Here is a 24,665-nt window from a genome sequence, read left to right as displayed (position 1 = left end):
TCTATTTCTATCCTTTATTTTATCACGTTCCAGGGATTTTCACAAGTTGGATAGGTCCTATCTTACAAGGCTACTACTTCTTCAAAAAATTCACCTACTATCTGATTAAACTCTTTAGGGTGGTCATTCATCGGTTGGTGTTTGCTGTCTGAAATCGTTACTTGACACGCATTGGGATTTAAGGCAATGATACCATCATAGATTATTTTTAGGTATTTGGGAAAATCGTTTTCTCCTCTTACTAAAAGCATAGGAGGATTTCCTTTATATCCTTCTATCTCATGGACTGCCAAGAAGCCGGTGATTCCAAGGTTCAAGAAAACATCTCGCCCAGTTTCTATAATGGCCGTCTTGACTAATTCTCTTGTGATAGGGTTATCAGTACACATTTTTGAGTTCTTATCAGCAATCACCTTCCAAGGAATCGTTTTGTACATAAGAGAACTATATTTGATTCGACCTCTTTCTTTCTCTGATAGGTATCGATGCTGTCCCCAACTATCTACCATGACCAAGGCTAGGACTCTTTCTGGATGGCGATAGGTATACTCTTGAAGTGGATTTCCTCCCCAAGAATGACCAACTAATATCACCTTATCTAGCTGAAAATAAGATAAAATAGCATCTACATCTTGAACAGCGCCTTCTAAGTCGGGTAGCCCAACTTTCATAGGTGATTCACCCTGCCCTCTAACATTTACAAAGTAAAGGTCAAATCCATCAAAAGCATCATACTGGTGGGCCCACATCTGGCTACGGCCACAAGCTCCATGATAAAAAATAATGTGCCCTTTACTTGAGTTTCCAGGGCGATGATAAACAACCAAATCACAATCTACGACTGCTATAAGGTGACGCTCCAACACTTCAGATTCTCTGTTATAAAAAGCAATAGCTTCAGCTATATCATTTTGTTTCATTTCTAAACTCTCTCTTCTTTATCCTAGTATTATTCTTTTTATCTATTTTATCATGCTATATTAAAATCATGGTTTTCTAAACTTAGTTTCATTAAAAATTTTGAATTTTCTGCATCATTTAGATAAAGAAAAAGACTGCTAAGCAATCTTTACTTTTTTCTCATCAGATTCATACCTAAAATTCCAGCAATAATCAGAGCAGCTCCTATCACATGGTAATTATAAATTGGTTCTTGGAGGATAAGAGCTCCAGATAGAATGGTCAAAACTGTTCCAAGATTGCCAAAGACACTGACAGTTGATGCCCCGAGGCGAACGATAGCATAGATAGAGAGACTACCAGTCACGATAGAGGCTAGTATTCCCAAATAGAGGATGGAAAGCAGATAGGACACCTGTCCAAGTGGCGCAAAGTAAGCTAATATGTTCCCCTCTAGATAATGCGAGGTCAGACTCAGTATATTAAAGGTGACGAAGCCAACAAATATCACAACAGCCGTCATATCCATAGCCCGATAGCGACATCCTTTGGACTTGCTGAGGATATTGTTTATTGCATTGGCAAGAACAGATCCCAACATCAAGACAAAGCCAAAGCTAGCAGTTTCAGTGCTAAAATTCGCTCCTTTACTAAGGAAGATGAAAACTACTCCTGCTACAGATAAAAGTAAAAAGAACTTTTGAAGCGAGCTTGTCTTTTCCTTGAGAAAGACCGATGCCAAAAGGAGCGTAAAAATCGGGACAAGCGCTTGTAAAATTCCCGCTTCAGAAGACGATATATACTGTAAAGCAAAGGATTGGAAAATAAAAAAGAGGAGTGGATAGAAAAGACTCATAGGCAGAATAGAAAGAATATCTTTTCTACTTAAACTCACATTGATAAGTTTTGTTTGATGAAGGATGACCAATACCAAAGCAGCGATTGTATAGCGATGTGCCAAGTTTGTGAGAGGACTGGCATAGCCCAAAGCAATCTTAGTAAATAAAAAAGAAAAACCAATGATGGCTGAAAAGGATAATGCTGCTAGGTATGCTTTTGTTTTCTCGTTCATAGATTGTTACTCCCTTTAAAAGTAGCTATCCTCAAGATTGATTGACTAGAATTCTTTGAGACTGTCTATCCATTTTAGCATAGTAAAATCCTAGATGCTATTTCTAGGATTGGTATTTTATGCCTCCTATCACTCTCTCAAGTCGATAAACTCTTTTTCCTTGTCTAAAAAAGACTCAGCATCTGCTTTTCTCGTTCTTGTCTCACAAGTTCTAGCTTGTCTACTTCTCTTGGAAGTTATCCAAAAATCCTTCCAAATCTCGTTCATGTTGGTACTTAATGGCAGCCTTCTTATCTTTGTCAAAGATAGTTTTGGTTAGGTCAATATCGTTGATGGTCGCAATTGCGACGGTGTAATGAATGATATCAGCCAGTTCTTTGGCTAGTTCCTCATTTGAGTCCTGGACACCCTCTTTTCGACCAGAGCGCCCATTCAAGACCTCGGCTACTTCTCCGACTTCCTCCACTAACTTGATAAAGAGGCCTTCCTCAGTTCGAGATTGCTGGTAATGATCTAGTAAGTAAGCTTGTAATTGTCTAAATGTTAAATCCTTCATCTTCTACTCCTTACAAAAAAGCGAGACATCTGTCCCGCTTTTTTTATTTTTCATCGATAACGATTCTTACTTTTTTGTCTTCAGTTGGGACAGAGTAGACAATCGTTCTTATCGCTGAGATAGTGCGACCCTTACGACCGATAACACGACCGACATCGCTTTGGTCAAGATCCAAGTGATACTCCAAAAACTCTGGTGTGTCTTCAATCTTGATAGTTAAGGCATCTGGTTGTGAAATCAAAGGTTTCACAATCGCAATAATGAGATTTTCAATCGTATCCATCTGTCAACCTACTTTAAACTTATTTTGAGAATTTAGAATCGTGGAATTTTTTCAATACGCCTTCTTTTGAAAGGATGTTGCGAACTGTATCTGAAGGTTGAGCTCCATCAGCCAACCATGCAAGAACGCGGTCTTCTTTCAAAGTTACTTGGTTTTCAGCAACAAGTGGGTTGTAAGTACCAACTGTTTCGATGAAACGTCCGTCACGTGGTGAACGTGAGTCTGCTACGTTGATACGGTAGAAAGGTTTTTTCTTAGAACCCATACGAGTCAAACGGATTTTAACTGCCATTTTTTAATGTCTCTTTTCTTATTTTTTTATTTCGGTGAAATAGCTAAGCTATTTAGCACATGTTCTATTATAGCAGATTTCTGACAGGTGTCAAGAAAAAAACTTGACAGAGTTTGAATTTTTTTAACTACTAAAAATTTGTTATAATCTTAAAGAAAAAATTAGAAAGAAATCGTTTATGAATACTATTTTAGAAAAATTATATAAGGACCATCAAGTCAAACCCTTCATCTCTCCTGAACGTGATTTGGATGCTTGGCTCTTAAATCCCAAGCCTGTTCCCAAACGAAACATGGAATTATTAACAGATGATTTACTAGCAGGAGATATCATTTTGCTGTGGAGAATTCAGTTTGGTACTTTTACCACTGAAAGCTGGTTTCCTAAATATTTCGAGTACACTTATGGCATTGATGCACCAAAACATCTAAGCAGTCTGGTAGAAAAAGGCTATACTATTATCGAAACTGCCTTCGACTCACTCGACCATCTGAATGCTACAATGAAAAAGAATATCCTCAAAAGTAAGGGAGTTACAGGACTTTCTAAGATGAAAGCTGCTGATCTTGATAAAGCTCTTCATGAAAATTTATCAGAAGAGGAATTAGCTAGTCACTTTTCGATTCGAGGCTACAAATTGACTCCAAAGGGAGAGCAGATACTGGAACAATATCAGGAAATTATCGACCGTCATCCAAAGAAAAATCTCTAATCAAGTAGTCTGTAAATTTATTTTCTGAAAGCTTGCCTTATCTTTTACATTTGAAATCAACTCCCTTTTAAGGTACAATGATAGAAATGAATTTTTGAGAGGAAAACAATGAAAAAATTAGCAACCCTTCTTTTACTATCAACTATAGCTCTTGCTGGATGTACTAGTATCCAGCGTGGTCTCCGTGGCGATGACTATGTTGACTCTAGTATCTCAGCTGAAGAAAGTTCTAAAGCAGCTGCTCAGGCTGCCAAAGATTTGAATGACGCTTTGACCAATGAAAATGCCAACTTCCCTCAACTTTCTAAAGAAGTTGCCGAAGATGAAGCCGAGGTCATTTTACATACAAATCAAGGCGATGTACGCATCAAACTCTTTCCAAAACTATCGCCACTAGCAGTTGAAAACTTCCTTACTCACGCTAAGGAAGGCTATTATAACGGCATCACCTTCCACCGTGTCATCGATGGCTTTATGGTCCAAACTGGAGATCCTAAAGGAGATGGTACAGGTGGTCAGTCTATCTGGCATGACAAGGATAAGACAAAAGACAAGGGAACTGGCTTCAAAAATGAAATCTCTCCTTACCTATACAATATCCGAGGAGCCCTTGCTATGGCTAATACTGGTCAACCAAATACCAACGGTAGCCAGTTCTTCATCAACCAAAATTCAACAGATATTTCAGCTAAACTCCCTACAAGCAAATATCCAAAGAAAATCATCGAAGCTTATAAAGAAGGTGGAAATCCTAGCCTAGACGGCAAACACCCTGTCTTTGGTCAAGTCATCGATAGCATGGATGTTGTTGACAAGATTGCCAAAGCTGAAAAAGATGAGAAAGACAAACCAACGTCTGCTATCACCATTGATAGTATCGAAGTGGTGAAAGACTATGACTTCAGCAAAAAATAAGCCATCAACAGATAAGGAGACGATGACATGATTTTATTTTGGGGTTCTAAAGGTTATCAGAAAGATTTGGGACATACACAAACTGCGATCGAATGCGGTCACTGTAACAATGTCGACACTTGGGAGATCGTAGAAACTGGGCGCAAGTTCACCCTCTACTGGATTCCACTTTTCCCTTATGGTAAAAGTTACTTCGTTTCTTGTCCGATTTGCCACTACGGTAAAGAAATTGAGAAATCTGAAGTTGAAAACTATTTAAATTACTAGTCAAAAAAGCCAAGTCATTTCGACTTGGCTTTTTTAGCGCTTTTAAGTTAGCTTGTTAAAGTCCCAGATTTGGTCCATCCAGCCTTCATAGAAGTCTGGTTCGTGGCAAACCATAAGAATGCTTCCTTTGTATTCTTTAAGCGCCCGTTTGAGTTCTTCCTTAGCATCCACATCCAAGTGGTTGGTCGGCTCGTCCAGCACTAAGACGTTGTTTTCACGGTTCATCAAGAGACAGAAACGCACCTTGGCCTGTTCCCCACCTGACAAGACCTGAATCTGACTTTCGATGTGTTTAGTTGTCAAGCCACAGCGGGCAAGAGCCGCACGGACTTCCGCCTGATTAAGGGCGGGAAAGGCATTCCAGACGGCTTCTAGTGGTGTTTGGCGATTGCCCCCTTCCACTTCCTGCTCAAAGTAACCAAGTTCTAGATAGTCACCACGCTCAACTTCACCAGCAATTGGTGGAATAATACCTAAGAGACTCTTCAAGAGAGTTGTTTTCCCAATACCATTTGCTCCGATAATGGCAACCTTTTGATTGCGTTCAAAGGTGAGGTTTAATGGTTTGGTAAGAGGACGGTCGTAACCAATCTGCAAATCCTTAGCTTGGAAGATAAAGCGTCCAGGTGTACGAGCCGGTTTAAAATCAAAGGACGGCTTTGGTTTCTCGCTTTGAAGCTCGATAATATCCATCTTATCCAATTTCTTCTGGCGGGACATGGCCATATTACGCGTTGCGACACGCGCTTTGTTTCGAGCGACAAAGTCCTTGAGGTCTGCTATCTCTTTCTGCTGACGTTCATAGGCCGCCTCTAGCTGAGATTTCTTCATGGCATAGACTTCTTGGAACTGGTAGTAGTCACCAGAGTAACGCGTCAACTGTTGATTTTCAACATGATAGACGATATTGATCACGTCGTTCAAGAAAGGAATATCATGCGAGATCAGGACAAAGGCATTCTCATAGTTTTGAAGATAACGCTTGAGCCAGTCAATGTGTTCAGCATCCAAGTAGTTGGTTGGCTCGTCCAGTAACAAGATATCGGGTTTTTCAAGAAGAAGTTTGGCCAAAAGCACCTTGGTTCTTTGGCCACCTGATAAGGCTGTTACATCCGTATCCATGCCATAGTCCATGACACCGAGAGCACGCGCTACTTCATCTATCTTGGCATCCAAGGTATAAAAATCACGACTCTCCAAACGATCTTGGAGCTCTCCTACTTCTTCCATAAGCGCATCAATATCCGCTCCGTCTTCCGCCATCTCCATATAGAGGTCATTGATACGAGCTTCTGCTTTAAATAGCTCATCAAAGGCCGTACGGAGAACATCACGCACGGTTTGACCTTCTTTTAGCACAGCGTGCTGGTCCAGATAGCCAGCAGTCACATACTTAGACCACTCCACTTTCCCTTCATCTGGCAACATCTTACCTGTCACAATACTCATAAAGGTTGATTTTCCTTCACCATTGGCACCGACTAGACCGATATGTTCTCCCTTAAGGAGACGGAAAGACACATCTTCAAAAATTGCACGGTCACCAAAACCGTGACTTAAATTTTTAACTTCTAAAATACTCATTCTAATTCCTTATCTTGTTTTTATGCAGTCCTTTATAGAGGAGCCAAGCCAGATAGCCTCCCAGGGTATTGGTCCACAAATCATCAATTTCAAAGACGCGATTAAAATCAAAGAAAAAGTCTAAGACCAGCTGCGTGCACTCGATTCCTAGACTCAGAAGAAAGCTGAGAAGGATGATTTTTTTCGTTTGCCGCAAATTTGGACAGAGATAGATCAGTTGAAAGACTAGGGGGAAAAGCAAGAAGACATTTAAAATGTTCTGCAAAAAGATCCAAAGGACTTGTCCCAAACTGGTCACTTCACCCATATTCCAAAGGGAGTTTAAGGGAGTTAAAAGAAAAACCAGGCGTCCAAAAGTTTGAATACCTGGAGTTTCCACTCCTGTAGGAAGTTGAGGTTGGGGAGTAAAGCAAAAACAAATAATGCAAAGGCTGTAAACAGCCACTCCCAATCTTAAGATTAATTCTCTTTTTTTAGTCATTTTATGGATTTACCGCTGCGACTGCCTTCTGGCGGTCACGTTTCATTGTATTGGAGCGCAATTGTCCACAAGCTGCATCAATATCTGTACCATGCTCTTGACGGACAACACAGTTGACCCCTTTTTTCTTGAGGGTATCGTAGAAGGCCATCACGCGCTCTTTAGGACTACGGCTATATTGGTCATGTTCACTAACGGGGTTATAAGGAATCAAGTTTACGTATGACAATTTCTTGATGTTCTTGAGCAACTCCGCCAACTCCAAGGCTTGTTCAACACCATCGTTGACTTCATTGAGCATGATATATTCAAAGGTCACACGGCGATTGGTTGTTTCGATATAGTACTCAATAGCAGCAAAGAGTTTTTCAATCGGAAAGGCACGGTTGATTTTCATGATGCTTGAACGCAATTCATTATTGGGTGCGTGAAGAGACACAGCCAGATTGACCTGAACTCCTTCATTAGCAAAGTCACGAATTTTGTGTGCCAAACCTGAGGTAGAAACAGTGATGTGACGCGCACCGATAGCCATCCCCTTGTCATCATTGATAGTACGAACAAAATTCAAAACATTGTTGTAGTTATCAAATGGTTCACCAATTCCCATGACTACGATATGGCTAACACGCTCGTCCTGACCACGCTCATCAAAGTATTTCTGAACTAGCATAATCTGCGCTACGATTTCCCCGTTATTGAGGTCACGTTGCTTCTTGATCAAGCCTGACGCACAGAAGGTACAACCAATATTACAGCCAACCTGAGTGGTCACACAGACTGACAAACCGTAGTGTTGACGCATCAACACAGTCTCAATCAACATGCCATCTGGCAACTCGAAAAGATACTTAACGGTACCGTCAGCTGACTCTTGTACGATCCGCTGTTTCAATGGATTGACCACAAACTGGTCATTGAGCTTGGCAATCAAATCCTTGGAAAGGTTGGTCATTTCTTCAAATGACTGGACACGTTTACGGTAGAGCCATTCCCAGATTTGATCTGCTCGGAATTTCTTTTCTCCTTGTTCTAATACCCATTCTTGCATGGTTTGACGTGTTAAACTATAAATAGACGGTTTCATCTCTTCTCCTTATTTTCTATCTATTTCTGACGAATGACAAAATGGCGCTGTCCCTTGTCCTCTTTCTGAGACTTTTGGTCCTTATGACGACGTCTATTTCGCTTATCCGCATTTGGTTTTCTCTTGTTTTGCGAAGGTTTCTTGCCTCTTCTAGGAAGGTTCTCCTCTTCCTTTTTACGCATTTTCTTGTCAAATGAAGCCCGCTTCGGTGCTTGATTTTCTAGGACAAAATAGGCACAACCATAACTACAGTACTCCAAAAGATAGTCCTGTAAGCGGCTAATCTTTTCATTTTTTTCCTCTGTTCGGTCGTCTTTGTAAAAGCCACGTAGGCGGAGCTGCTCATTGCTCCAGTCACCCACGACATAATCAAACTTGGTCAACACTTCTGAGAAACGTTGATTAAAGACTGTCACATCGAAGGCATCCTTGATATTTTCAACCAAGGTAAAAGCAATCCCTTCAGTCTCAACCTTATCCCCATTTACTTGAAATTCTGGGCCAGGAAACTTGTTATAGTTGTATAATTCAGGTGCAATTTCTTTACGCATAGTCTTCCTTTTCCACGATTACTTAACACTCTATTTTACCATAATTTCTAGCAGTTAGCACGTTTCTCATAAAAATGAAAAAAGTCTGACGATTTTGTCAGACTTCTGCCTTATAAAGCAAAAAGAGAAGATTGACTCTTCCCTCCATATTTTTTATTTAGCTACTGCGTAAAGCTCATCTACTTTGTTCCAGTTAATGACTGAGAAGAAAGCTTTGATGTAGTCAGGACGAACGTTGCGGTATTTCACGTAGTAAGCATGTTCCCAAACGTCCAAGCCCAAGATTGGTTTTTTACCTTCTGAGATTGGTGTGTCTTGGTTTGCTGTTGAAGTTACTTCAAGCTTCCCTTCTTTGTTGACAACCAACCATGCCCATCCAGAACCGAAGCGAGTTGTAGCTGCTGCTGTAAAGGCTGCTTGGAATTCTTCAAATGAACCAAATGTTGCGTCGATTGCTGCTGCAAGTTCTGCTGATGGAGCTGTTTTTTCAGGAGTCATCAATTCCCAGAAAAGAGCGTGGTTTAAGTGTCCCCCACCGTTGTTGATAAGTGCTTGACGGATATCAGCTGGGATAGATTCTACATCAGCAAGCAAAGCTTCAAGGTCTTCACCGATTTCAGGGTGTTTTTCAAGAGCAGCATTCGCATTGTTGACGTAGGTTTGATGGTGCTTGTCATGGTGCAAGTGCATTGTTTCAGCATCGATATATGGTTCCAAAGCGTCGTATGCGTATGGAAGGTCTGGTAAGATAATAGCCATCTGTAATACCTCTTTTTTCTTTCTATATGAAAATGATAACGCAATCATCCTCTTTTTTCAAGTTTTTTGCTCAATTTGCCTCTGTCGCAATCTGCAAGAGTGCCTTTTCAAACAAGTAACTTTTTTCATAGACACCTGTCTTAATCTGGTAGTCCGTTTCAATCAAATAAGAAATCGCTCGCTTGAGAAATCCCAAGGAAATCCCTCTCGAATCTCTTAATGCAAACTTGATTTGATAAGGATTAGGATTGCGTCCCAAATAAGTCCCCAGACTACTTACAATCTGCGATTCCGTCTGACCGGACTCTGATAAAATCTTCACCTGGGTAAAGGTTCGGAACTGTCCCAACATGACAGCTATGAGCTTGATTTCGTCTTCCCCTTGCAAGGTTAAGTCTCTAACCAAATCACGGGCCATATCAATCTTTTTAGCCAAGATAAACTGAGTTAAGTCGAAAATATTGTCTTGCAAAGTCTTTGGAATAGCCTCTACAATGTCCTTCTCCTCAATCACTCCATCTGACTTATAAGACTGTAAAAAGAGGAGATTTTTCTGGATTTCGCTAAATTGAAAACCAGACTTGATGAGAAGATTTTCAAAAGATTTTTCCATAAATTGCAGACCTTGTGTCTGGCTCCACTTTTGGAAATACTGGCGCAGTTCTTGTTCTTTGGCTTCTACTGCATCAAAGACCTTGGCATCACGCTTAAGTAATTTGACCAGCCGTCTTTTGCTATCCAGTTTTCCTTCTGCAAATATCAAGAGTTTGGTTGTCGGTGAAGGATTGTCAAGGTATTCCTCAAATGACTTGAGTTCATCATCTGTCAAAAAACGCTTTTTAGCTGTTGTAATATCGACAAAATGGTCTAATATCACGATTTTCTCATCTGCAAAGAAAGGAAGACTGACCAGCTCCAGTTCCACATCCTTATAGGCTACTTCTTTCATGTCAAAGTAGGCAAAATTGAGGTCGGATGGATCATAGCCAATCCGTTTCAACACTTGACTCTTCATAACTTCAAACTGACCCTGGTCTGTCCCTGTAAATAGGTTCAAGCTAGATAGATTTGATAAAGTCAACTTCTGACTGTCTTCAATGGCTAGCATCTTCTCTCCTTTCTTCTGATTTTTTATTAAACTTAATCAATATAGCGCAATTTCCCACGGAAATCTTCTAGGTTCTCATAACCTTTTTCTGCCATGATTGCTTTTAGTTCATTTGTAATGCGTTCAAAAGCACCGACGCCTTCCTTGTGAAGGGTGGTTCCCACCTGCACCATGCTGGCACCACAGAGGATGTGTTCAAAGGCATCACGACCGTTCAGAACGCCACCCGTTCCAATGATTTGGATTTGAGGATTGAGACGTTGGTAGAAGGCATGTACATTCGCGAGAGCGGTTGGTTTGATATACTCTCCACCAATCCCACCAAAACCATTTTTAGGACGAATCACGACCGACTCGCCTTCTATATAAAGGCCGTTTCCGATAGAGTTAACACAGTTAACAAACTTGAGCGGATATTTATTGAAAATAGCTGCAGCTTGGTCAAAGTGAACAATATCAAAATAAGGTGGCAACTTGATTCCAAGAGGTTTGGTAAAGTAGGCAAATACTTCTGCCAAGATACGGTCTGTTGTCTCAAAATCATAGGCAATCTGAGGTTTTCCTGGAACATTTGGACAAGAGAGATTAAGCTCTGTCAGTCCTTTGAATTCACTCTCTTGAACTTTTTTTAAGATGGTATGTGTTTCCTCTGGAGACATGCCAACTAAAGATAGAAAGAAAGTACGGTTTGGCTCTTTTTCCTGCAAGTCCAAAAGATAGTCCAGATAATAATCTAAACCATTATTTGGCAAACCCATAGAGTTGATGGAACCAAGTGGAACATCCTGGTAACGTGGCTCAGGATTCCCCTGACGGAAGTCCAAGGTCGCTGTCTTCGTGACAAAGGTTCCTGCTGCTGAGTTTTTGACCCCTTCTAGTTCCTCTATCGTCATACAAGCCACACCCGCTGCGTTCATCAAGCAATTGTCAAACTCAAAGCCAGCTATTTGCGTTTTTGTTGATACCATGATTCTAATCCTCCAGATTCCTTTTATTTCTAATATTATACCATACTTTAAGATTTTATCTTTGAGAAACTAATTTCTATATAAAATGTTCGGTTTTGTGAATTGAAAGAATTTTTAGAAAATTTCTGTTTTTTTCTTTACACTCAAAAAAAATTCTGCTATAATGGCTCATGTAATAAAATATAACAACAAAAGGAGAACGATATGACATCTGCTAAAGACTATATCCAAAGCGTGTTTGCAACTGTGAAAGCTCGTAACGGGCATGAGGCTGAATTTCTCCAGGCGGTTGAAGAATTCTTCAGCACTTTGGAACCTGTATTTGAAAAACACCCTGAGTATATCGAAGAAAATATCTTGGCACGTATCACTGAGCCTGAGCGCGTGATTTCTTTCCGAGTTCCTTGGGTTGACCGTGATGGAAAAGTCCAAGTCAACCGTGGATACCGTGTTCAATTCAACTCAGCTGTTGGACCATATAAAGGCGGACTTCGTTTCCACCCAACTGTTAACCAAGGGATTTTGAAATTCCTCGGATTTGAACAAATCTTTAAGAATGTTTTGACTGGTCTTCCAATCGGTGGAGGTAAAGGGGGATCAGACTTCGATCCTAAAGGGAAGACTGATGCCGAAGTCATGCGCTTCTGCCAAAGCTTCATGACTGAATTGCAAAAATACATCGGACCATCACTTGACGTCCCAGCCGGCGATATCGGTGTTGGTGGACGTGAGATTGGTTACCTTTACGGACAATACAAACGTCTTAACCAATTTGATGCGGGTGTCTTGACTGGTAAACCTCTTGGATTCGGTGGTAGCTTGATTCGTCCAGAAGCAACTGGTTACGGTTTGGTTTACTACACTGAAGAAATGCTTAAAGCCAACGGTAACAGCTTTGCTGGTAAAAAAGTGGTGATTTCAGGTTCTGGTAACGTAGCCCAATACGCTCTTCAAAAAGCTACTGAACTCGGCGCAACTGTGATCTCAGTATCCGACTCAAACGGCTATGTCATCGATGAAAATGGTATCGACTTCGACCTTCTAGCAGATGTGAAGAACAACCGTCGTGCACGTTTGACTGAGTACGCCGCTGAAAAAGCAACTGCTACTTACCATGAAGGTTCTGTATGGACTTACGCTGGTAACTACGATATTGCTCTTCCATGTGCGACTCAAAACGAAATCAACGGTGAAGCTGCTAAACGTTTGGTTGCTCAAGGTGTTATCTGCGTATCAGAAGGTGCCAACATGCCTAGTGACCTTGATGCGATTAAAGCCTACAAAGAAAACGGAATCCTTTACGGACCTGCCAAAGCTGCCAACGCTGGTGGTGTAGCTGTATCTGCACTTGAAATGAGCCAAAACAGCCTTCGCCTCTCTTGGACTCGTGAAGAAGTTGACGGCCGCCTCAAAGACATCATGACAAACATCTTCAACACAGCTAAAACAACCGCTGAAACTTACGGTCTTGATAAAGACTACCTTGCAGGAGCAAATATCGCTGCCTTTGAAAGTGTAGCAAATGCTATGATTGCCCAAGGTATTGTTTAAGATTCATTTGCTTAATCCTCAATCGCTCTGATTGGGGATTTTTATGTCGACTTCAAAAAAGCTCACTATTTAAAATAGTAAGCTTAAAATCAAGATTTATTTTACTTCTACTAAGGAAAAAGACAGGCATTCAACAATTTCATTTACTGCTTCATCTATGTCTAGGTCCTCATTATCATTCAACATCATTGGAATAACATAAGAAAGACTCAAAGCTAGAATATAGCGAACAATTCTTTCATTTGACCAATCTCGGATAACACCATTTTCTTTAAACTGATTCAGAACCGGACTAATTGGCTTAATGATAGAGTGAACAATGGTATTCCCTAACTGGTCAGAAATAGTTTCATCAATAAAAGAACGGTTCAAGAGAATTTTAACTTGCATTTGATTCTCCTGAATAAAAACTAGTCTATCTCGAACTATGCTTCTTAAAAATAGCGGAAAAGACTCTTGGTTTGCTGTAAATTTCTTCTCAGAAAAATCAGCAATCACATCTGGAATAACTTGCTTAAGAAAAGCCGATAAAATTGCTTCTAAGATGCCTTCCTTAGTTTTAAAGTAACTAAAGACTGTCCCTTCTGAAACTCCAGCCTCCTTAGCAATAAAGCTGGCTGTTGTATTTTCAAAGCCAATTTCTGAAAATAACTTTAGACTTGATAATAATACTTGACGTTGTTTTAAACTCAGGTTGCTATTTTCTAATGTCTGAGCATACTTTTCTTCTAAACTTTCCATTGCTGGCACCTCTCTGCTACTTTCTTACTTTTACGACTTTCTTACCTCGAGTGTGTCCCAATTTTAGACTACGATAGGCTTCTCTAACTGACTTTAGAGAAAAATCATAAACCTGATCAATATTCAGCCGAACCTCCCCTTCTGAGACCATTTCTGCTAGAGTGTTCAAATCATCATATGTGGAATGTCTCGGACCCGTGAACTGGGCACCTTTTATCATAACATATGGTGAAGGTACTAGCGTTCCAATAGCCGTGCCCTTCAATCCCAAACTGAAAGCCAATTTAACATAATCACTTCCATAGCAATCCAAGAATTTTGTAATTGGCTTTGCACTTGCTGATAGAAGAGCATTCTGGATGTTCTCTTCGTAGGCTACCGGTATAGCACCTAAAGACTTCAGATAATCTGAATTTTTCTTACTCGCAATTCCAATAACTGTCGCACCTTTAGCAACCGCATACTGTACTGCGATACTTCCAATACCTCCTGCTGCTGCTGAAATAACTACAACATCTTTAGAGTTTAGCTCAATCTTTCTAAAAGCACCTCCCACAGTTAGAGAGGCTACACCCATAGTAGCTGCATGGTTCATATCAATCATCTCTGGCTTCAACACAATTTCTGATTCATTGACACAAATTTCTGTTGCCAAAGCTCCCCTCTTGGTGCCTAATCCAGGGTCACTGATGATTGTTCCAAAAACCTTATCACCTACTGCAAACCGACTTACTCCTTCACCAACTTCTGTGATAACTCCAGCAAAATCCCGACCAATACCTCTTGGAAAAAGAGATGATTTTGATTCAAACCAATGACTTGGCTTCCTTAGTTTCGTCATAAAAGATAGAAAACGAAGTGGCTTTGCACCCTCAAAAGTTTTATAATCAATAGGATTTAAACCAACTGCATAAACTTCTACCCTAACTTGATTCACTTTCAAAGAATCAGATTTAATGTTCACTAAATCTAACACTTCTTCATCACCGAAATGACTATATTGTATTGCTTGAACAACCATTGTATGAACTCCTTACACATCTAAAAAAATGAGTGAGCACTCAATCATTTTTCTTAATTATATGCTTATTCCCCATAGATGTCAACTATACTGTTTCCAAAAGTTCTAACTAAGTTAGCTGTTCATGATAAAAATAGATCTATTTTTCCTTATGAAAGATTATCAAACTATAACTCAAAGAAATCCGACTGCTTATAAAAGCAGCCGGATTTTTATATATCTAATTTTTCAAAAAATTTTCCTGTTGACTGCTTTTCTTTTAGCTTCTCCAGTAGCTCATTCTCCAGAAAAAGACTTAGTTCGTCAAAGTCTTGACAAACCTTAAAAACAGTCTCTCTGTCCAACTGGTCATAAGCTAGTTCGTAATAGTCCTTATGATGTTGCCAATTCTGCTCATAATTGATATCTGTTCGTTGATAGTAAACAATATTTTGCTTCGGTGTCAGGTAAATCTTCTGTGTTAGAATGCTTTTCCGATCTTTGGATAACTTGCTACGACTGAAAATCTTAACACCTTGAAAAATCTTGCGCTCATGGATACCTTGATTTGTGACTTTTAATTCAACTCTTTTATAGTGCATATAGTCACCTCCAAAAATTACTTTCATTATATCAGACTCTGGCAGATTTGCAAGCAAAAGTATCATTTCCAAAAATCTTTAGTAGCCTCTAAAATTTCTTCTGTCGGTGTTACTGTGGCCTCAATAATGCTCTTGCCAGTCTTTTTCAGATAGGCTTGTATCAGATGATAGCCATAAGCATAGCCTGCAGCATAGGGCATCCCAGCCGGTATTTGACCTTGAATCTCAGCTATTTCATCACCGTAAAGATAAGGAGCCATTTCCGCCATCCCTGTTAGCTGAAGCTGACTTGAGATGATGGGTTTAATCTCTTCTAACTGCTCGGAACTAGTTGAAGTGACCCAGGATCCGATGAGCTCTTTACCATAGAGCTCAGCAGCAAAAGACTCTGCTAATCCTTCACTGACTACCCAGTCTGCTAGTGTTGTCTGCTGGTTCCATTTGATAAATTGGAAGCGAACATTGTGGTTGCACTCGTGAGCCAACGCGGCTTGCACACGTGGTAAAGTATAGTCATTCGGCAACAGACTAAGCATGAGGTATCCTGGAATTCCTCCATCTCCACTGTATCCCTTATTAAGCTGTAGCATAGGTTTTTCTGGATTGCCCAGTAAAATAGTAAAATGGTAATCCTCAACCTCTAAGTCATAGCCAGCTTGCTTAAAAAGACCGATACTCCTCTTGATAGTATCCTGACAATCTTGCCAGAGTTGATCAGAGCTCAGAGCGTCGATAGCTGGTCTATCCTTCTCTGACAGAGTTCCGGGTAGCTGATTCATAAAACCAAGTAGGAACAAAGCATCAAATCCTTCGGGATACTTGGCTTTCAGAGGAATATGTTGAGTTTGGTATTTCGTATCAGAAGGTGCCAACATGCCAAGTGACCTAGATGCTATCAAAGTCTACAAAGAAAATGGTCTCCTTTACGGACCAGCAAAAGCAGCCAATGCTGGTGGTGTAGCTGTATCTGCTCTTGAAATGAGCCAAAATAGCCTTCGCCTCTCATGGACCCGTGAAGAAGTTGATGGACGTCTAAAAGACATCATGACAAACATCTTCAACACAGCTAAAACAACTGCTGAAACATACGGTCTTGGTACTGACTACCTTGCAGGAGCAAATATCGCTGCCTTCGAAAACGTAGCCAACGCTATGATTGCACAAGGTATTGTTTAAGAAATATGCTAAAACCCTCAATCAAAATGATCGAGGGTTTTTTGAAGCTTCATCTTCTATCAAAACTTCTTCTTCCATAGCATTTTTTATTTTTTTGCCCAAAGATAATAACGTTTCTACATCAGAGGGTTTGCTTGTCCCGAGAGGATTCCAAGTAGAAGATGATAAATTTTCATATTCCTTAGACCGAACTCGAAATTTAATGTTATTCCCCTTGGTGTCTATGTCTACATTTAAGGCTCTCGCCCCCAGTTTAGGCTCCTTATTTTTTATCCTACAGAAAATAACTTCTCCTGATACAATCTCCTTTCCATTACACCAAATTCTAATATTTCTTCCAGATAATTCTACGACAAAATTCTTCACTAGACTACCTTGTATTTTTTTAATTAAAAGAAAACTAATACCAAAAAACACTAATACTATCGTATAAAGAAAAAGAGGTTGTGATTTAAAAAAATCATTCAGTTTTAAATAGAATATAGCCAACTGTATTCCCAATACAGGAAGCATGAGGAACATGGGAAAAAGGATACCAATTATTATATCTGATTTTGCTGTTGTCGCTGTAAATTCATATCTTTCCATCAATATCACCTTTATAACATTTCCTTTTTATAGAACATTAATCCCATACTAAGACGGATGCATCAGGGAGTTCAATCTCCCTTTCCCCTAGCAAAGATAAATTTTGAACTATTCTAAGGATATTGTACCACTATTTCTGCAAAAAATACCTTAGCAAACATAATCTCCTTCCACAGATACATCATCGCTTTATCGAGCGTTGGAGTTTGATTGACATGGTTCTCTAATCAAACTCCAGAACTTTATGATGAAAATCTTATGGAACAACTGGAGACACTTTATAAATTTTCTCTTTTCAATTATAAAGAAAAACCGCTACTCCTAAGAATAGCGGTTTAATCATGTTTTTAAGCTACTAATGTAGTTTCTCTATTATTTAAGAGTAACTGAAGCTCCAGCTTCTTCCAATTTAGCTTTGATTTCTTCTGCTTCTGCAGTTGGAACGCCTTCTTTGATGACACCTGGTGCACCATCAACAAGTTCTTTAGCTTCTTTAAGTCCAAGACCAGTGATTTCACGTACAACTTTGATAACGCCGACTTTCTTGTCGCCTGCAGCTGTCAATTCAACGTCAAATGAATCTTTAGCAGCTTCTTCAGCGCCACCAGCAGCAGCTACAGCTACAGGAGCAGCCGCAGTTACACCAAATTCTTCTTCGATAGCTTTTACAAGGTCGTTCAATTCAAGGATTGAAGCTTCTTTAATTTCAGCAATAATGTTTTCAATGTTCAATGCCATTGTTATTTCCTCCAAATAAGTTTTAAATTTTATAATAGTTTTTTTTCGTAGCTAGGCTACGCTGCGTAGCTTAAGATTAAGCTGCGTCTTCTTTGTTGTCTGCAACCGCTTTGACTGCAAGAGCAACGTTGCGCACTGGCGCTTGAAGTACAGAAAGGAGCATAGAAAGAAGTCCTTCGCGGTTTGGAAGAGTTGCAAGAGCAACGATCTCTTCTTTAGATGCGACAGCGCCTTCGATTGCACCACCTTTGATTTCAAGTGCTTCAGCGTTTTTAGCAAAATCGTTCAAGATTTTCGCTGGTGCAATAACATCTTCGTTAGAAAATGCTACAGCAGATGGTCCAACAAATACTGATGCAAGATCTTCAAGACCAGCTTTTTCAGCTGCACGACGCAAGATTGAGTTTTTAATAACTTTATACTCAACTTCGCTTCCACGAAGCTCACGACGAAGAACTGTATCTTGCTCAACTGTCAAACCACGAGCGTCTACAACGACGATAGATGCAGCAGCTTTCATTTTCTCAGCTACTACGTCAACTAGTTCCGCTTTTTTAGCAATAATTGCTTCACTCATTAGTGTGTTCACCTCCGTAATTATTTTGCTTGGGGAATTTTTCCAAAAGAAAAACGCGCCCAAACCTAGACACGAAAGTACAATACGCTTCTTTTTACATGATACGTTTTGTCCTCGGTAGGATATTTACGAGTCGAGCTCCCCTACTGTCTTAGGCAGTTTTTTCAAACCGTATATAAGTATAGCATAGACAAAAAAAGAATGCAAGATTTTTGCAAACTTTTTTTGAAATTTTTTTAAATCTCTACCGTCAAAACTTGACCTTCCTTGACAACTTGTTCTCCTGCAATATAGACATCATCAACATCACTGGATTTGACTGCATAAACGAGGTGAGATAACATATTTTCCTGAGGTTGGAGATGGATTTTCCCTTGTGGTTGAATGACCAGAAAATCCGCTTGCTTGCCAACTTCAAGACTTCCAATTAGTTCTTGCATACCGAGGACCTTGGCTCCTTCAATCGTCAAAGCCTTGAGGGCTGTTTCGATAGGAAATTGGCTAGCATCTCCGCTCTTCATTTTCTGAAGGAGGGCGGCTATCCGTCCTTCCTCAAACATATCTAGATTGTTATTAGAAGCAACCGAGTCTGTCGCAATTCCCACTGTTACTCCTGCTTTTTGGAGTTGGATGATTGGAGCGATTCCTGAGGCCAATTTGAGATTACTAATGGGATTATGGGCGATAGCCACTTGAGAGGTTGCCAAGCGTTCAATTTCTCGCTCGTTTAGTTCGACCCCATGAGCAAAGACAGACGGATGATCTAAGTAACCCAGTTCTTCTAGAAAGGCGAGGGGACGTTTGCCATAGCGTTTCAGGATAATTCCTGATTCCTCCTTAGTCTCCGCCACATGGATATGGAGAGGAATATTCAGCTCTTTGGCCATATCTAAGCTCGCTTGAAGCAAGTCTTTGCTACAGCTGTATGGAGAATGTGGCGCTACCATAACCTTGAAATTTGGATCTTCATATCCTAAGATTTCCTCGATGATAGCTCGTGTTCTGCTTATGGTCTCAGCAGTTGTTTCTGTCTCTGAAGAAAAGAGGGTCGGTGAGAAATAACAACGCATCTTAGAAGCCTTGACTGCCTGATAAATTCTCTCAATATCCACACCATTGGGATTATACATATCGTTGAAGGTGGTTGTTCCTGACTGGAGCATCTCTGTCAGAGCTTCTTTGACTGCCTTGGTAGTCATGTCGGGAGTAAAACCTGCTTCTGCTGGCCAGATATAGTCATTGAGCCATTCATGAAGATTGCTATCATCTCGGATCCCTCGCAAGCCTGTCATAGCAGAATGGGTATGGCAATTAACCAAACCAGGCATGATCCAGGCTCCCTGATAGTCTATAATCTGCCCAGCTTGCTCTAAAATTTCTTGCTTCTCTTGACCAACATAGACGATTTTAGATGCTTCAACAGCTAAGAGACCATCCAAATAGATATGGAAATCTTGGTCACAAGTCACGATATTTACATGCTGGTAGACTTTCATTTTTTCTCCTTCTAAGACCCTGATTTTTTCTAGCTATTGTAACAAAAAAGTCACCCGAAGGCAACTTTTTTTGTCCATAAGATTTCAAAATAGAAAGGATTATTCAGAGCTAAAAGCTGCTGCTTTTTGCATTTGGTAATACTTGCCCTTTCTAGCCATGAGTTCCTGATGATTGCCGTATTCCACGATGTTACCATCCACCAAGACTAGAATCAAATCCGCATCCTGAATGGTTGACAAGCGGTGGGCAATGATAAAGCTAGTGCGCCCCTCCATGAGTTTAGCAAAGGCATCCTGTACTAGCACTTCTGTCCGCGTATCGATGGAGGAAGTTGCCTCGTCTAAGATAAGAATCTTTGGGATAGCTAGAAAGACTCGGGCGATGGTCAAGAGCTGAGCCTGACCAACAGAGAGAGATTCTCCTGCATTTTCCAACTTAGTATCGTATCCCTGTGGCAACTGTTGGATGAAAAAGTCTGCATTGGCTGCCTTTGCAGCAGCAATCACCTGCTCCCGACTGGCATCAGGATTTCCAAAGGCAATATTGTCATGAATAGTTCCTTGCTTGAGCCAGGTTTCTTGGAGTACCATGCCAAACTGCTGTCTCAATGACGCTCGGGTATAGTCGTAAATGGAACGACCGTCTAGCAAGATATCTCCCGAATTAATAGGATAAAAACGCATGAGGAGATTGATAAGAGTTGATTTTCCGGCACCTGTCGGACCAACGATGGCTACCTTGCTACCAGCTGGGATTTCAATAGACAAGTCTTTAATCAAGATCCTTTCAGGATGGTATCCAAAAGAAACATGCTTAAAGGAAATAGCTCCCTTGACTTGGTCACTGGTCAAGACTTCCTTACCTGTTTCAGCCACCTCAGGACTTTCTAAGACAGCATAGACACGCTCTGCGCAAGCGAGAGCACTTTGCAACTCGGCTAGCACTGAAGAAATATCGTTAAAGGGCTTGGTATACTGTTGGACATAGTTCAAAAAAGTCACTAAACGTCCAATGGTCAAGGTGGACCCCATCATGATACGATAGGCTCCCACTCCAGCAAGAAGAGCATAAATGAGCGCATTGACAAAGCGAGTTGAAGGATTAACCGTTGATGAATAAAAGATGGCTGACTGAGAATAGCCTGCGTAGTTGTCATTCGCCTCGTGCAGCCTTCGGATAAACTCTGTCTGAGCATTAAAAGACTGGATAATGGTCTGCTGGCTAAGCGATTCTTCAATCAACTGAGTCTGAATCCCCCTGGTCTCTGTTTGCTTCTGAAAGAGATGATAAGATCTCTTGGCAATAAAGCGTGAAATCACCATAGACAGTGGCGTCAACAGCAAGACCAAGAGGGTCATGAGGAGGTGAATTTGAAGCATTGCTAGAATGCTAACCAAAATCATCAAGACGCCAATGAAAAATTGGTTAAAAATCATGGTCAAGCCGGCTGCCAGCTGTTCTATGTCTGTGGTCACACGACTAACCATCTCTCCACTGCCCTGCCGATCCACAAAAGCAATCGGTAAACGATGGAGCTTTTGGATGATTCTCTCTCGCAAGTCCTTGGTATAAGAGAAGATTAGGCGATTATAAAGGAGAGGATTGCCCCATTGTACCAGTGTATTTCCTATGACCACCAAGATCATCTGGAGAAAAATTTGCCAAAAAACTGGTGATGAACCAGCCACTAGAACCTGGTCTATGACCTGCCCAATCAAGATAGGAAGATAAATTGATAAGCCAACTTGGGCAATAGTTCCTAGAAAGGCTAGGAAAAGGAGGAAGGGATGGCTTGCTAAATCTACGGCTAAACGTTTGAGCGTCTGGTTTGCGGTTTGTCGTCTCATGTTAGTCCTCCTTTCCATGTTGGGATGCATTGATTTCGCGATAGACTTGGCTAGTCTTCATCAAGTCATCGTGCTTGCCAACAGCTAGGAGCTCACCTTTTTCCAAGAGGAGAATCTGGTCAGCCATCTGAAGTGTCGACGTTCTTTGAGAAATCAAGATTAAGCTCGTATTTAGCAGATTTTCTCTAATAGCTTTCAAGAGCTTGGACTCGGTAATGGTGTCGAGGGCCGAGGTCGCATCATCTAGGATGAGAAATGGAGCTTGGCGTAAGACTGCTCGTGCGATAGACAGCCTTTGTTTTTGTCCGCCTGAGAAATTTCGCCCTCCTGCCTCAACTAGGGCATACAAAAGTCCTTCCTTTTCACTGACAAAATCCTTAGCTTGCGCAATCTCCAAGGCCTGCCAGAGTTCTTGATCAGATACTTCTTGATTGAAACCTAAAGTCAAGTTAGAACGAATAGTTCCCTTAAAGAGTTCGACTTTTTGAGGCACATAGGCAATCCAAGACCGCCACTGCTCAAGATTACGAGGACTACGTCCATTTCGATAAAGGTCAATGCTCCCCTGGTCTGCTGGATAAAGTCCAAGTAAGACTTGCACCAAGCTTGATTTACCTGAACCAGTTCCCCCGATGATACCAAGGATCTGCCCTTGCTTCATATTAAAGGAAATATCTCTCAGAGAAGGTTGGGCCGCATCAGGATAGGTAAAGATCAATTCTTGGGCTTGTAAAACCTGATCACTAATAGCTTGCTTTTGTTCTAACTCCGAATGGATATCTTCTGGAGTCTCAGCAAAGACTTCCTCGATTCGTTTAGCTGAGATATAAGACTGGTTGAGAGAATTGATCAGCATAGCTAGTTTGACCAATTCCACCAAAATCTGCAAGAGATAGTTGATAAGTGCAATGAGAGCACCTTGACTGAGTAAACCTCCTTGAATTGAAATATAGCCCTGCCAGATGATGACGAGAAGGGTTCCATTGACAATCAGGAAGGTCAGAGGTGTTAATAAACTGGACCAGAAACCTGTCTTTTCTTGCAATCTAGCATAAACTTGGTTAAGGGTTTGAAAAATCTGTAACTCTCGTTTTTCCTGACCAAAAGCACGAATAACTCGCATCCCTTGCAATTGCTGGCGCGTTTCCTGAACCAATTGGTCCGTTTTCTTTCTGAGACTGCTGTAGAGAGGATTGACAAGTCTAGATAACCCGACAATGACAATCGTCAAAATGACAACCATAACTAAAAACCAGAAAGTCAGCTCAGCCGAGATGCGATAGGCCATAAAGATAGCCCCAAAGACGATAATAGGCGCTCGCAAAAAGAGGCGTAGGAATTGATTGATACCAGTCTGTATCTGGTAGGTATCCGAAGTCAAGCGTGTCACCAAGCTCGAAGTTGTCAGACGATCTCTGCTGTTCTTGGGCAAGGAAAGAATATGACGATAAAGGTCATCTGTCAGTTCTTTGGCAAAACCAACCGCTGCCTTGGCTGAGTAAAACTGAGCTACCAAGGCCACTAAAACACCAATCACTGCAAAGACAAGGAGCAGGCCAATCTGGATCCAGAGGTGCCCTTGATCTGCCTGAGGTAAAGATTGGTCAACAATCCCAGCAATCACCATGGGAACCAAGAGTTCAAAAACAGCTTCTAGCAGCTTGAACAAGGGGGCTAAAATGGATTCTTTGATATAGGGTTTGAAGTAAGATAGTAAGTGTTTCATAGATCCCTTCTATTCTTATTCTGGAAATGAAGAAAGTGGGAAGCCCCACCCTCTCCGTTTTATTTGTTTAAGTAAGGTAATAGATAGCCATATCCTGCTTTTTCCATCTCATCCTTTGCTACAAAGCGCAAGGATGCAGAATTAATACAGTAACGCAGGCCACCTAATTCCTGAGGTCCATCTGTGAAAACATGGCCCAAGTGAGCATTTCCTGACCGAGAACGAACCTCGATTCGCTCCATTCCATGACTCAAGTCCTTGTAATAGTGAATCAACTCCTTGGAAATCGGACGACTAAAACTTGGCCAACCACAACCTGAAGCAAACTTATCCTTTGCAAAAAAGAGTGGTTCACCCGTCGTGATGTCTACATAAATCCCTTCTTCAAAGGTTTGGTCATAGGCATTGGTAAATGGCGCCTCTGTAGCAGCTTCTTGGGTAACACGGTATGACTCTGCTGACAAACTTTCCCTTAACACTTCTTGACTAGGCTTTTCATAGTTTGCCGCATCAACTAATGGCTTCTCCGCATCGGTCACATCGATATGACAGTAACCTGAAGGATTTTTCTTAAGATAGTCTTGGTGGTAATCTTCTGCTAGAATGTAGTGGCGAAGTTTCTCCACTTCCACTGCAATCTTTCGACCCAGCATACGCTCCTGCTCCTGCACCACTGTGTAGATAGCTGGCAGATCTGCTTCATCTTGGTAATAGATTCCGGTTCGATATTGGCGACCACGGTCATTTCCTTGTTGATTGATTGATAAGGGATCGATGACTCGGAAATAATAAAGCAATATTTCTCTGAGTGACACTGTTTTCTCGTCATAAATCACTTGAACCGTTTCTGCATGGTCTGTTTCCTTGAGCAGCTGATAATTGGTCGTTTCGACTTGCCCATTAGCGTAGCCAACACTGGTTGCTAGCACTCCAGAAATACGTGAAAAATACTCTTCTAGCCCCCAAAAACAACCACCTGCTAGATAAATTTCTGCCATCCTTATTTCTCCTTTATCAAGTTCTTAACTAATACTCTTCGAAAATCTCTTCAAACCACGTCAGCTTACATCTGCAACCTCAAAACACT

The 24,665-nt window shown here is 40.9% G+C and carries 26 protein-coding genes, 2 pseudogenes and 1 other annotated feature; of the genes and pseudogenes, 5 read left to right on the top strand and 23 right to left on the bottom strand.

The genetic code is table 11. The features are described 5' to 3' along the window. Nucleotides 1-62: 62 nt before the first annotated feature. The 5 genes from B7708_RS08380 to rpsP all read right to left on the bottom strand — a co-directional run bounded on the left by B7708_RS08380 (nucleotide 63) and on the right by rpsP (nucleotide 3,103). On the bottom strand, nucleotides 63-920 hold the full coding sequence (locus tag B7708_RS08380) for an alpha/beta fold hydrolase (protein ID WP_084975105.1): 858 nt from the start codon (nucleotides 918-920) through the stop codon (nucleotides 63-65). Nucleotides 921-1,069: 149 nt separating this feature from the next. Next, a complete protein-coding gene (locus B7708_RS08375; protein ID WP_084975103.1) occupies nucleotides 1,070-1,972 on the bottom strand; it encodes a DMT family transporter in 903 nt (300 codons plus the stop codon). Between the two features lie 220 nt (nucleotides 1,973-2,192). After that, entirely contained in the window at nucleotides 2,193-2,528 is a 336-nt protein-coding gene (locus B7708_RS08370; RefSeq protein ID WP_084975101.1) for a MazG nucleotide pyrophosphohydrolase domain-containing protein, read from the bottom strand. 43 nt (nucleotides 2,529-2,571) lie between these two features. Then, nucleotides 2,572-2,811 carry an RNA-binding protein KphA gene (kphA, locus tag B7708_RS08365; protein ID WP_000379617.1) on the bottom strand — a complete coding sequence of 80 codons (240 nt, stop codon included), beginning with the start codon at nucleotides 2,809-2,811 and terminating at the stop codon, nucleotides 2,572-2,574. A 19-nt stretch (nucleotides 2,812-2,830) separates the two neighbouring features. Then, nucleotides 2,831-3,103, bottom strand: coding sequence for a 30S ribosomal protein S16 (gene rpsP, locus B7708_RS08360; RefSeq protein ID WP_000268760.1), 273 nt, complete (start codon nucleotides 3,101-3,103; stop codon nucleotides 2,831-2,833). A 178-nt stretch (nucleotides 3,104-3,281) separates the two neighbouring features. Here rpsP and B7708_RS09880 point away from each other — a divergent pair, with 178 nt between their 5' ends. The 3 genes from B7708_RS09880 (at nucleotide 3,282) to B7708_RS08345 (ending at nucleotide 4,997) form a co-directional block, all read left to right on the top strand. Continuing rightward, a complete protein-coding gene (locus tag B7708_RS09880; RefSeq protein ID WP_084975098.1) occupies nucleotides 3,282-3,815 on the top strand; it encodes a hypothetical protein in 534 nt (177 codons plus the stop codon). Between the two features lie 108 nt (nucleotides 3,816-3,923). Beyond that, complete coding sequence (locus B7708_RS08350; protein ID WP_084975096.1) at nucleotides 3,924-4,730, top strand: peptidylprolyl isomerase; 807 nt, start codon at nucleotides 3,924-3,926, stop codon at nucleotides 4,728-4,730. Nucleotides 4,731-4,757: 27 nt separating this feature from the next. Next, on the top strand, nucleotides 4,758-4,997 hold the full coding sequence (locus B7708_RS08345) for a zinc-ribbon domain-containing protein (protein WP_000600214.1): 240 nt from the start codon (nucleotides 4,758-4,760) through the stop codon (nucleotides 4,995-4,997). 42 nt (nucleotides 4,998-5,039) lie between these two features. On the opposite strand, the gene B7708_RS08340 is transcribed toward B7708_RS08345, so the two are convergent. The 7 genes from B7708_RS08340 to B7708_RS08310 all read right to left on the bottom strand — a co-directional run bounded on the left by B7708_RS08340 (nucleotide 5,040) and on the right by B7708_RS08310 (nucleotide 11,535). Beyond that, the gene (locus tag B7708_RS08340) at nucleotides 5,040-6,581 is read right to left on the bottom strand and encodes an ABC-F family ATP-binding cassette domain-containing protein (protein WP_049485069.1); all 1,542 of its coding nucleotides are present in this window, start codon (nucleotides 6,579-6,581) and stop codon (nucleotides 5,040-5,042) included. Between the two features lies 1 nt (nucleotide 6,582). Further along, complete coding sequence (locus B7708_RS08335; RefSeq protein WP_084975094.1) at nucleotides 6,583-7,062, bottom strand: VanZ family protein; 480 nt, start codon at nucleotides 7,060-7,062, stop codon at nucleotides 6,583-6,585. A gap of 1 nt (nucleotide 7,063) precedes the next feature. After that, nucleotides 7,064-8,149, bottom strand: a complete 1,086-nt coding sequence (rlmN, locus tag B7708_RS08330) for a dual-specificity RNA methyltransferase RlmN (protein ID WP_000804762.1) — start codon at nucleotides 8,147-8,149, stop codon at nucleotides 7,064-7,066. A gap of 20 nt (nucleotides 8,150-8,169) precedes the next feature. Further along, complete coding sequence (locus B7708_RS08325; RefSeq protein WP_084975092.1) at nucleotides 8,170-8,700, bottom strand: YutD family protein; 531 nt, start codon at nucleotides 8,698-8,700, stop codon at nucleotides 8,170-8,172. A 153-nt stretch (nucleotides 8,701-8,853) separates the two neighbouring features. Continuing rightward, complete coding sequence (gene sodA / locus B7708_RS08320; protein WP_084975090.1) at nucleotides 8,854-9,459, bottom strand: superoxide dismutase SodA; 606 nt, start codon at nucleotides 9,457-9,459, stop codon at nucleotides 8,854-8,856. A gap of 70 nt (nucleotides 9,460-9,529) precedes the next feature. Next, the gene (holA, locus tag B7708_RS08315) at nucleotides 9,530-10,567 is read right to left on the bottom strand and encodes a DNA polymerase III subunit delta (protein WP_084975088.1); all 1,038 of its coding nucleotides are present in this window, start codon (nucleotides 10,565-10,567) and stop codon (nucleotides 9,530-9,532) included. Between the two features lie 32 nt (nucleotides 10,568-10,599). Continuing rightward, entirely contained in the window at nucleotides 10,600-11,535 is a 936-nt protein-coding gene (locus tag B7708_RS08310; RefSeq protein ID WP_084975086.1) for a dihydroorotate oxidase, read from the bottom strand. Between the two features lie 204 nt (nucleotides 11,536-11,739). Here B7708_RS08310 and gdhA point away from each other — a divergent pair, with 204 nt between their 5' ends. Beyond that, entirely contained in the window at nucleotides 11,740-13,086 is a 1,347-nt protein-coding gene (gdhA, locus tag B7708_RS08305; RefSeq protein ID WP_084975084.1) for an NADP-specific glutamate dehydrogenase, read from the top strand. Nucleotides 13,087-13,182: 96 nt separating this feature from the next. Here the strand turns inward: gdhA and B7708_RS08300 are convergent, their stop codons facing one another. The 4 genes and pseudogenes from B7708_RS08300 to B7708_RS08285 all read right to left on the bottom strand — a co-directional run. After that, nucleotides 13,183-13,827, bottom strand: coding sequence for a TetR/AcrR family transcriptional regulator (locus B7708_RS08300; RefSeq protein ID WP_084975083.1), 645 nt, complete (start codon nucleotides 13,825-13,827; stop codon nucleotides 13,183-13,185). Between the two features lie 16 nt (nucleotides 13,828-13,843). Then, nucleotides 13,844-14,848, bottom strand: a complete 1,005-nt coding sequence (locus B7708_RS08295; protein WP_084975081.1) for an NADP-dependent oxidoreductase — start codon at nucleotides 14,846-14,848, stop codon at nucleotides 13,844-13,846. A gap of 212 nt (nucleotides 14,849-15,060) precedes the next feature. Further along, complete coding sequence (locus B7708_RS08290) at nucleotides 15,061-15,429, bottom strand: EXLDI protein (RefSeq protein ID WP_004244102.1); 369 nt, start codon at nucleotides 15,427-15,429, stop codon at nucleotides 15,061-15,063. Between the two features lie 62 nt (nucleotides 15,430-15,491). Next, nucleotides 15,492-16,304 (bottom strand): annotated as a pseudogene (locus tag B7708_RS08285) (DUF2268 domain-containing putative Zn-dependent protease); the annotation flags it as partial. On the opposite strand from B7708_RS08285, the pseudogene B7708_RS08280 reads away from it, so the two are divergent. Then, a pseudogene (locus B7708_RS08280) lies at nucleotides 16,285-16,605 on the top strand (NADP-specific glutamate dehydrogenase); the annotation flags it as partial. The pseudogenes B7708_RS08285 and B7708_RS08280 overlap by 20 nt on opposite strands. 21 nt (nucleotides 16,606-16,626) lie before the next feature. Here B7708_RS08280 and B7708_RS08275 read toward each other — a convergent pair. From B7708_RS08275 to msrB, 7 genes are all read right to left on the bottom strand, one after another. Next, nucleotides 16,627-17,193 carry a hypothetical protein gene (locus tag B7708_RS08275; protein WP_084975077.1) on the bottom strand — a complete coding sequence of 189 codons (567 nt, stop codon included), beginning with the start codon at nucleotides 17,191-17,193 and terminating at the stop codon, nucleotides 16,627-16,629. 372 nt (nucleotides 17,194-17,565) lie between these two features. Beyond that, on the bottom strand, nucleotides 17,566-17,931 hold the full coding sequence (rplL, locus tag B7708_RS08270) for a 50S ribosomal protein L7/L12 (protein ID WP_001196969.1): 366 nt from the start codon (nucleotides 17,929-17,931) through the stop codon (nucleotides 17,566-17,568). A gap of 76 nt (nucleotides 17,932-18,007) precedes the next feature. After that, nucleotides 18,008-18,508, bottom strand: coding sequence for a 50S ribosomal protein L10 (gene rplJ, locus B7708_RS08265; RefSeq protein ID WP_001287274.1), 501 nt, complete (start codon nucleotides 18,506-18,508; stop codon nucleotides 18,008-18,010). Between the two features lie 38 nt (nucleotides 18,509-18,546). Further along, nucleotides 18,547-18,682: a sequence feature (ribosomal protein L10 leader region), on the bottom strand. Nucleotides 18,683-18,744: 62 nt separating this feature from the next. Next, nucleotides 18,745-20,004, bottom strand: a complete 1,260-nt coding sequence (locus B7708_RS08255) for a TRZ/ATZ family protein (protein ID WP_084975075.1) — start codon at nucleotides 20,002-20,004, stop codon at nucleotides 18,745-18,747. Between the two features lie 99 nt (nucleotides 20,005-20,103). Then, complete coding sequence (locus B7708_RS08250) at nucleotides 20,104-21,852, bottom strand: ABC transporter ATP-binding protein (protein WP_084975073.1); 1,749 nt, start codon at nucleotides 21,850-21,852, stop codon at nucleotides 20,104-20,106. Between the two features lies 1 nt (nucleotide 21,853). Continuing rightward, nucleotides 21,854-23,578 carry an ABC transporter ATP-binding protein gene (locus tag B7708_RS08245; RefSeq protein ID WP_084975071.1) on the bottom strand — a complete coding sequence of 575 codons (1,725 nt, stop codon included), beginning with the start codon at nucleotides 23,576-23,578 and terminating at the stop codon, nucleotides 21,854-21,856. A gap of 59 nt (nucleotides 23,579-23,637) precedes the next feature. Further along, nucleotides 23,638-24,576, bottom strand: a complete 939-nt coding sequence (gene msrB, locus B7708_RS08240) for a peptide-methionine (R)-S-oxide reductase MsrB (RefSeq protein WP_084975069.1) — start codon at nucleotides 24,574-24,576, stop codon at nucleotides 23,638-23,640. Nucleotides 24,577-24,665 lie beyond the last annotated feature (89 nt).

Origin of the sequence: Streptococcus oralis subsp. dentisani (genome assembly GCF_002096615.1) — a bacterium.
Lineage (GTDB): Bacteria > Bacillota > Bacilli > Lactobacillales > Streptococcaceae > Streptococcus > Streptococcus oralis_U.
This window is presented reverse-complemented; position numbering and strand designations above follow the sequence as displayed.

Excerpts from the sequence above, each read along its gene's own strand:
- B7708_RS08250 (WP_084975073.1), bottom strand. The coding sequence starts at position 21,852 with ATGAGACGACAAACCGCAAACCAGACGCTCAAACGTTTAGCCGTAGAT.
- B7708_RS08245 (WP_084975071.1), bottom strand. The coding sequence starts at position 23,578 with ATGAAACACTTACTATCTTACTTCAAACCCTATATCAAAGAATCCATT.
- B7708_RS08255 (WP_084975075.1), bottom strand. The coding sequence starts at position 20,004 with ATGAAAGTCTACCAGCATGTAAATATCGTGACTTGTGACCAAGATTTC.
- rpsP (WP_000268760.1), bottom strand. The coding sequence starts at position 3,103 with ATGGCAGTTAAAATCCGTTTGACTCGTATGGGTTCTAAGAAAAAACCT.
- rlmN (WP_000804762.1), bottom strand. The coding sequence starts at position 8,149 with ATGAAACCGTCTATTTATAGTTTAACACGTCAAACCATGCAAGAATGG.
- msrB (WP_084975069.1), bottom strand. The coding sequence starts at position 24,576 with ATGGCAGAAATTTATCTAGCAGGTGGTTGTTTTTGGGGGCTAGAAGAG.
- gdhA (WP_084975084.1), top strand. The coding sequence starts at position 11,740 with ATGACATCTGCTAAAGACTATATCCAAAGCGTGTTTGCAACTGTGAAA.
- B7708_RS08300 (WP_084975083.1), bottom strand. The coding sequence starts at position 13,827 with ATGGAAAGTTTAGAAGAAAAGTATGCTCAGACATTAGAAAATAGCAAC.
- rplL (WP_001196969.1), bottom strand. The coding sequence starts at position 17,931 with ATGGCATTGAACATTGAAAACATTATTGCTGAAATTAAAGAAGCTTCA.
- B7708_RS08340 (WP_049485069.1), bottom strand. The coding sequence starts at position 6,581 with ATGAGTATTTTAGAAGTTAAAAATTTAAGTCACGGTTTTGGTGACCGT.
- B7708_RS08350 (WP_084975096.1), top strand. The coding sequence starts at position 3,924 with ATGAAAAAATTAGCAACCCTTCTTTTACTATCAACTATAGCTCTTGCT.
- B7708_RS08335 (WP_084975094.1), bottom strand. The coding sequence starts at position 7,062 with ATGACTAAAAAAAGAGAATTAATCTTAAGATTGGGAGTGGCTGTTTAC.
- B7708_RS08310 (WP_084975086.1), bottom strand. The coding sequence starts at position 11,535 with ATGGTATCAACAAAAACGCAAATAGCTGGCTTTGAGTTTGACAATTGC.
- B7708_RS09880 (WP_084975098.1), top strand. The coding sequence starts at position 3,282 with ATGAATACTATTTTAGAAAAATTATATAAGGACCATCAAGTCAAACCC.
- B7708_RS08380 (WP_084975105.1), bottom strand. The coding sequence starts at position 920 with ATGAAACAAAATGATATAGCTGAAGCTATTGCTTTTTATAACAGAGAA.
- B7708_RS08375 (WP_084975103.1), bottom strand. The coding sequence starts at position 1,972 with ATGAACGAGAAAACAAAAGCATACCTAGCAGCATTATCCTTTTCAGCC.
- B7708_RS08275 (WP_084975077.1), bottom strand. The coding sequence starts at position 17,193 with ATGGAAAGATATGAATTTACAGCGACAACAGCAAAATCAGATATAATA.
- B7708_RS08325 (WP_084975092.1), bottom strand. The coding sequence starts at position 8,700 with ATGCGTAAAGAAATTGCACCTGAATTATACAACTATAACAAGTTTCCT.
- B7708_RS08370 (WP_084975101.1), bottom strand. The coding sequence starts at position 2,528 with ATGAAGGATTTAACATTTAGACAATTACAAGCTTACTTACTAGATCAT.
- kphA (WP_000379617.1), bottom strand. The coding sequence starts at position 2,811 with ATGGATACGATTGAAAATCTCATTATTGCGATTGTGAAACCTTTGATT.
- holA (WP_084975088.1), bottom strand. The coding sequence starts at position 10,567 with ATGCTAGCCATTGAAGACAGTCAGAAGTTGACTTTATCAAATCTATCT.
- B7708_RS08295 (WP_084975081.1), bottom strand. The coding sequence starts at position 14,848 with ATGGTTGTTCAAGCAATACAATATAGTCATTTCGGTGATGAAGAAGTG.
- sodA (WP_084975090.1), bottom strand. The coding sequence starts at position 9,459 with ATGGCTATTATCTTACCAGACCTTCCATACGCATACGACGCTTTGGAA.
- B7708_RS08345 (WP_000600214.1), top strand. The coding sequence starts at position 4,758 with ATGATTTTATTTTGGGGTTCTAAAGGTTATCAGAAAGATTTGGGACAT.
- rplJ (WP_001287274.1), bottom strand. The coding sequence starts at position 18,508 with ATGAGTGAAGCAATTATTGCTAAAAAAGCGGAACTAGTTGACGTAGTA.
- B7708_RS08290 (WP_004244102.1), bottom strand. The coding sequence starts at position 15,429 with ATGCACTATAAAAGAGTTGAATTAAAAGTCACAAATCAAGGTATCCAT.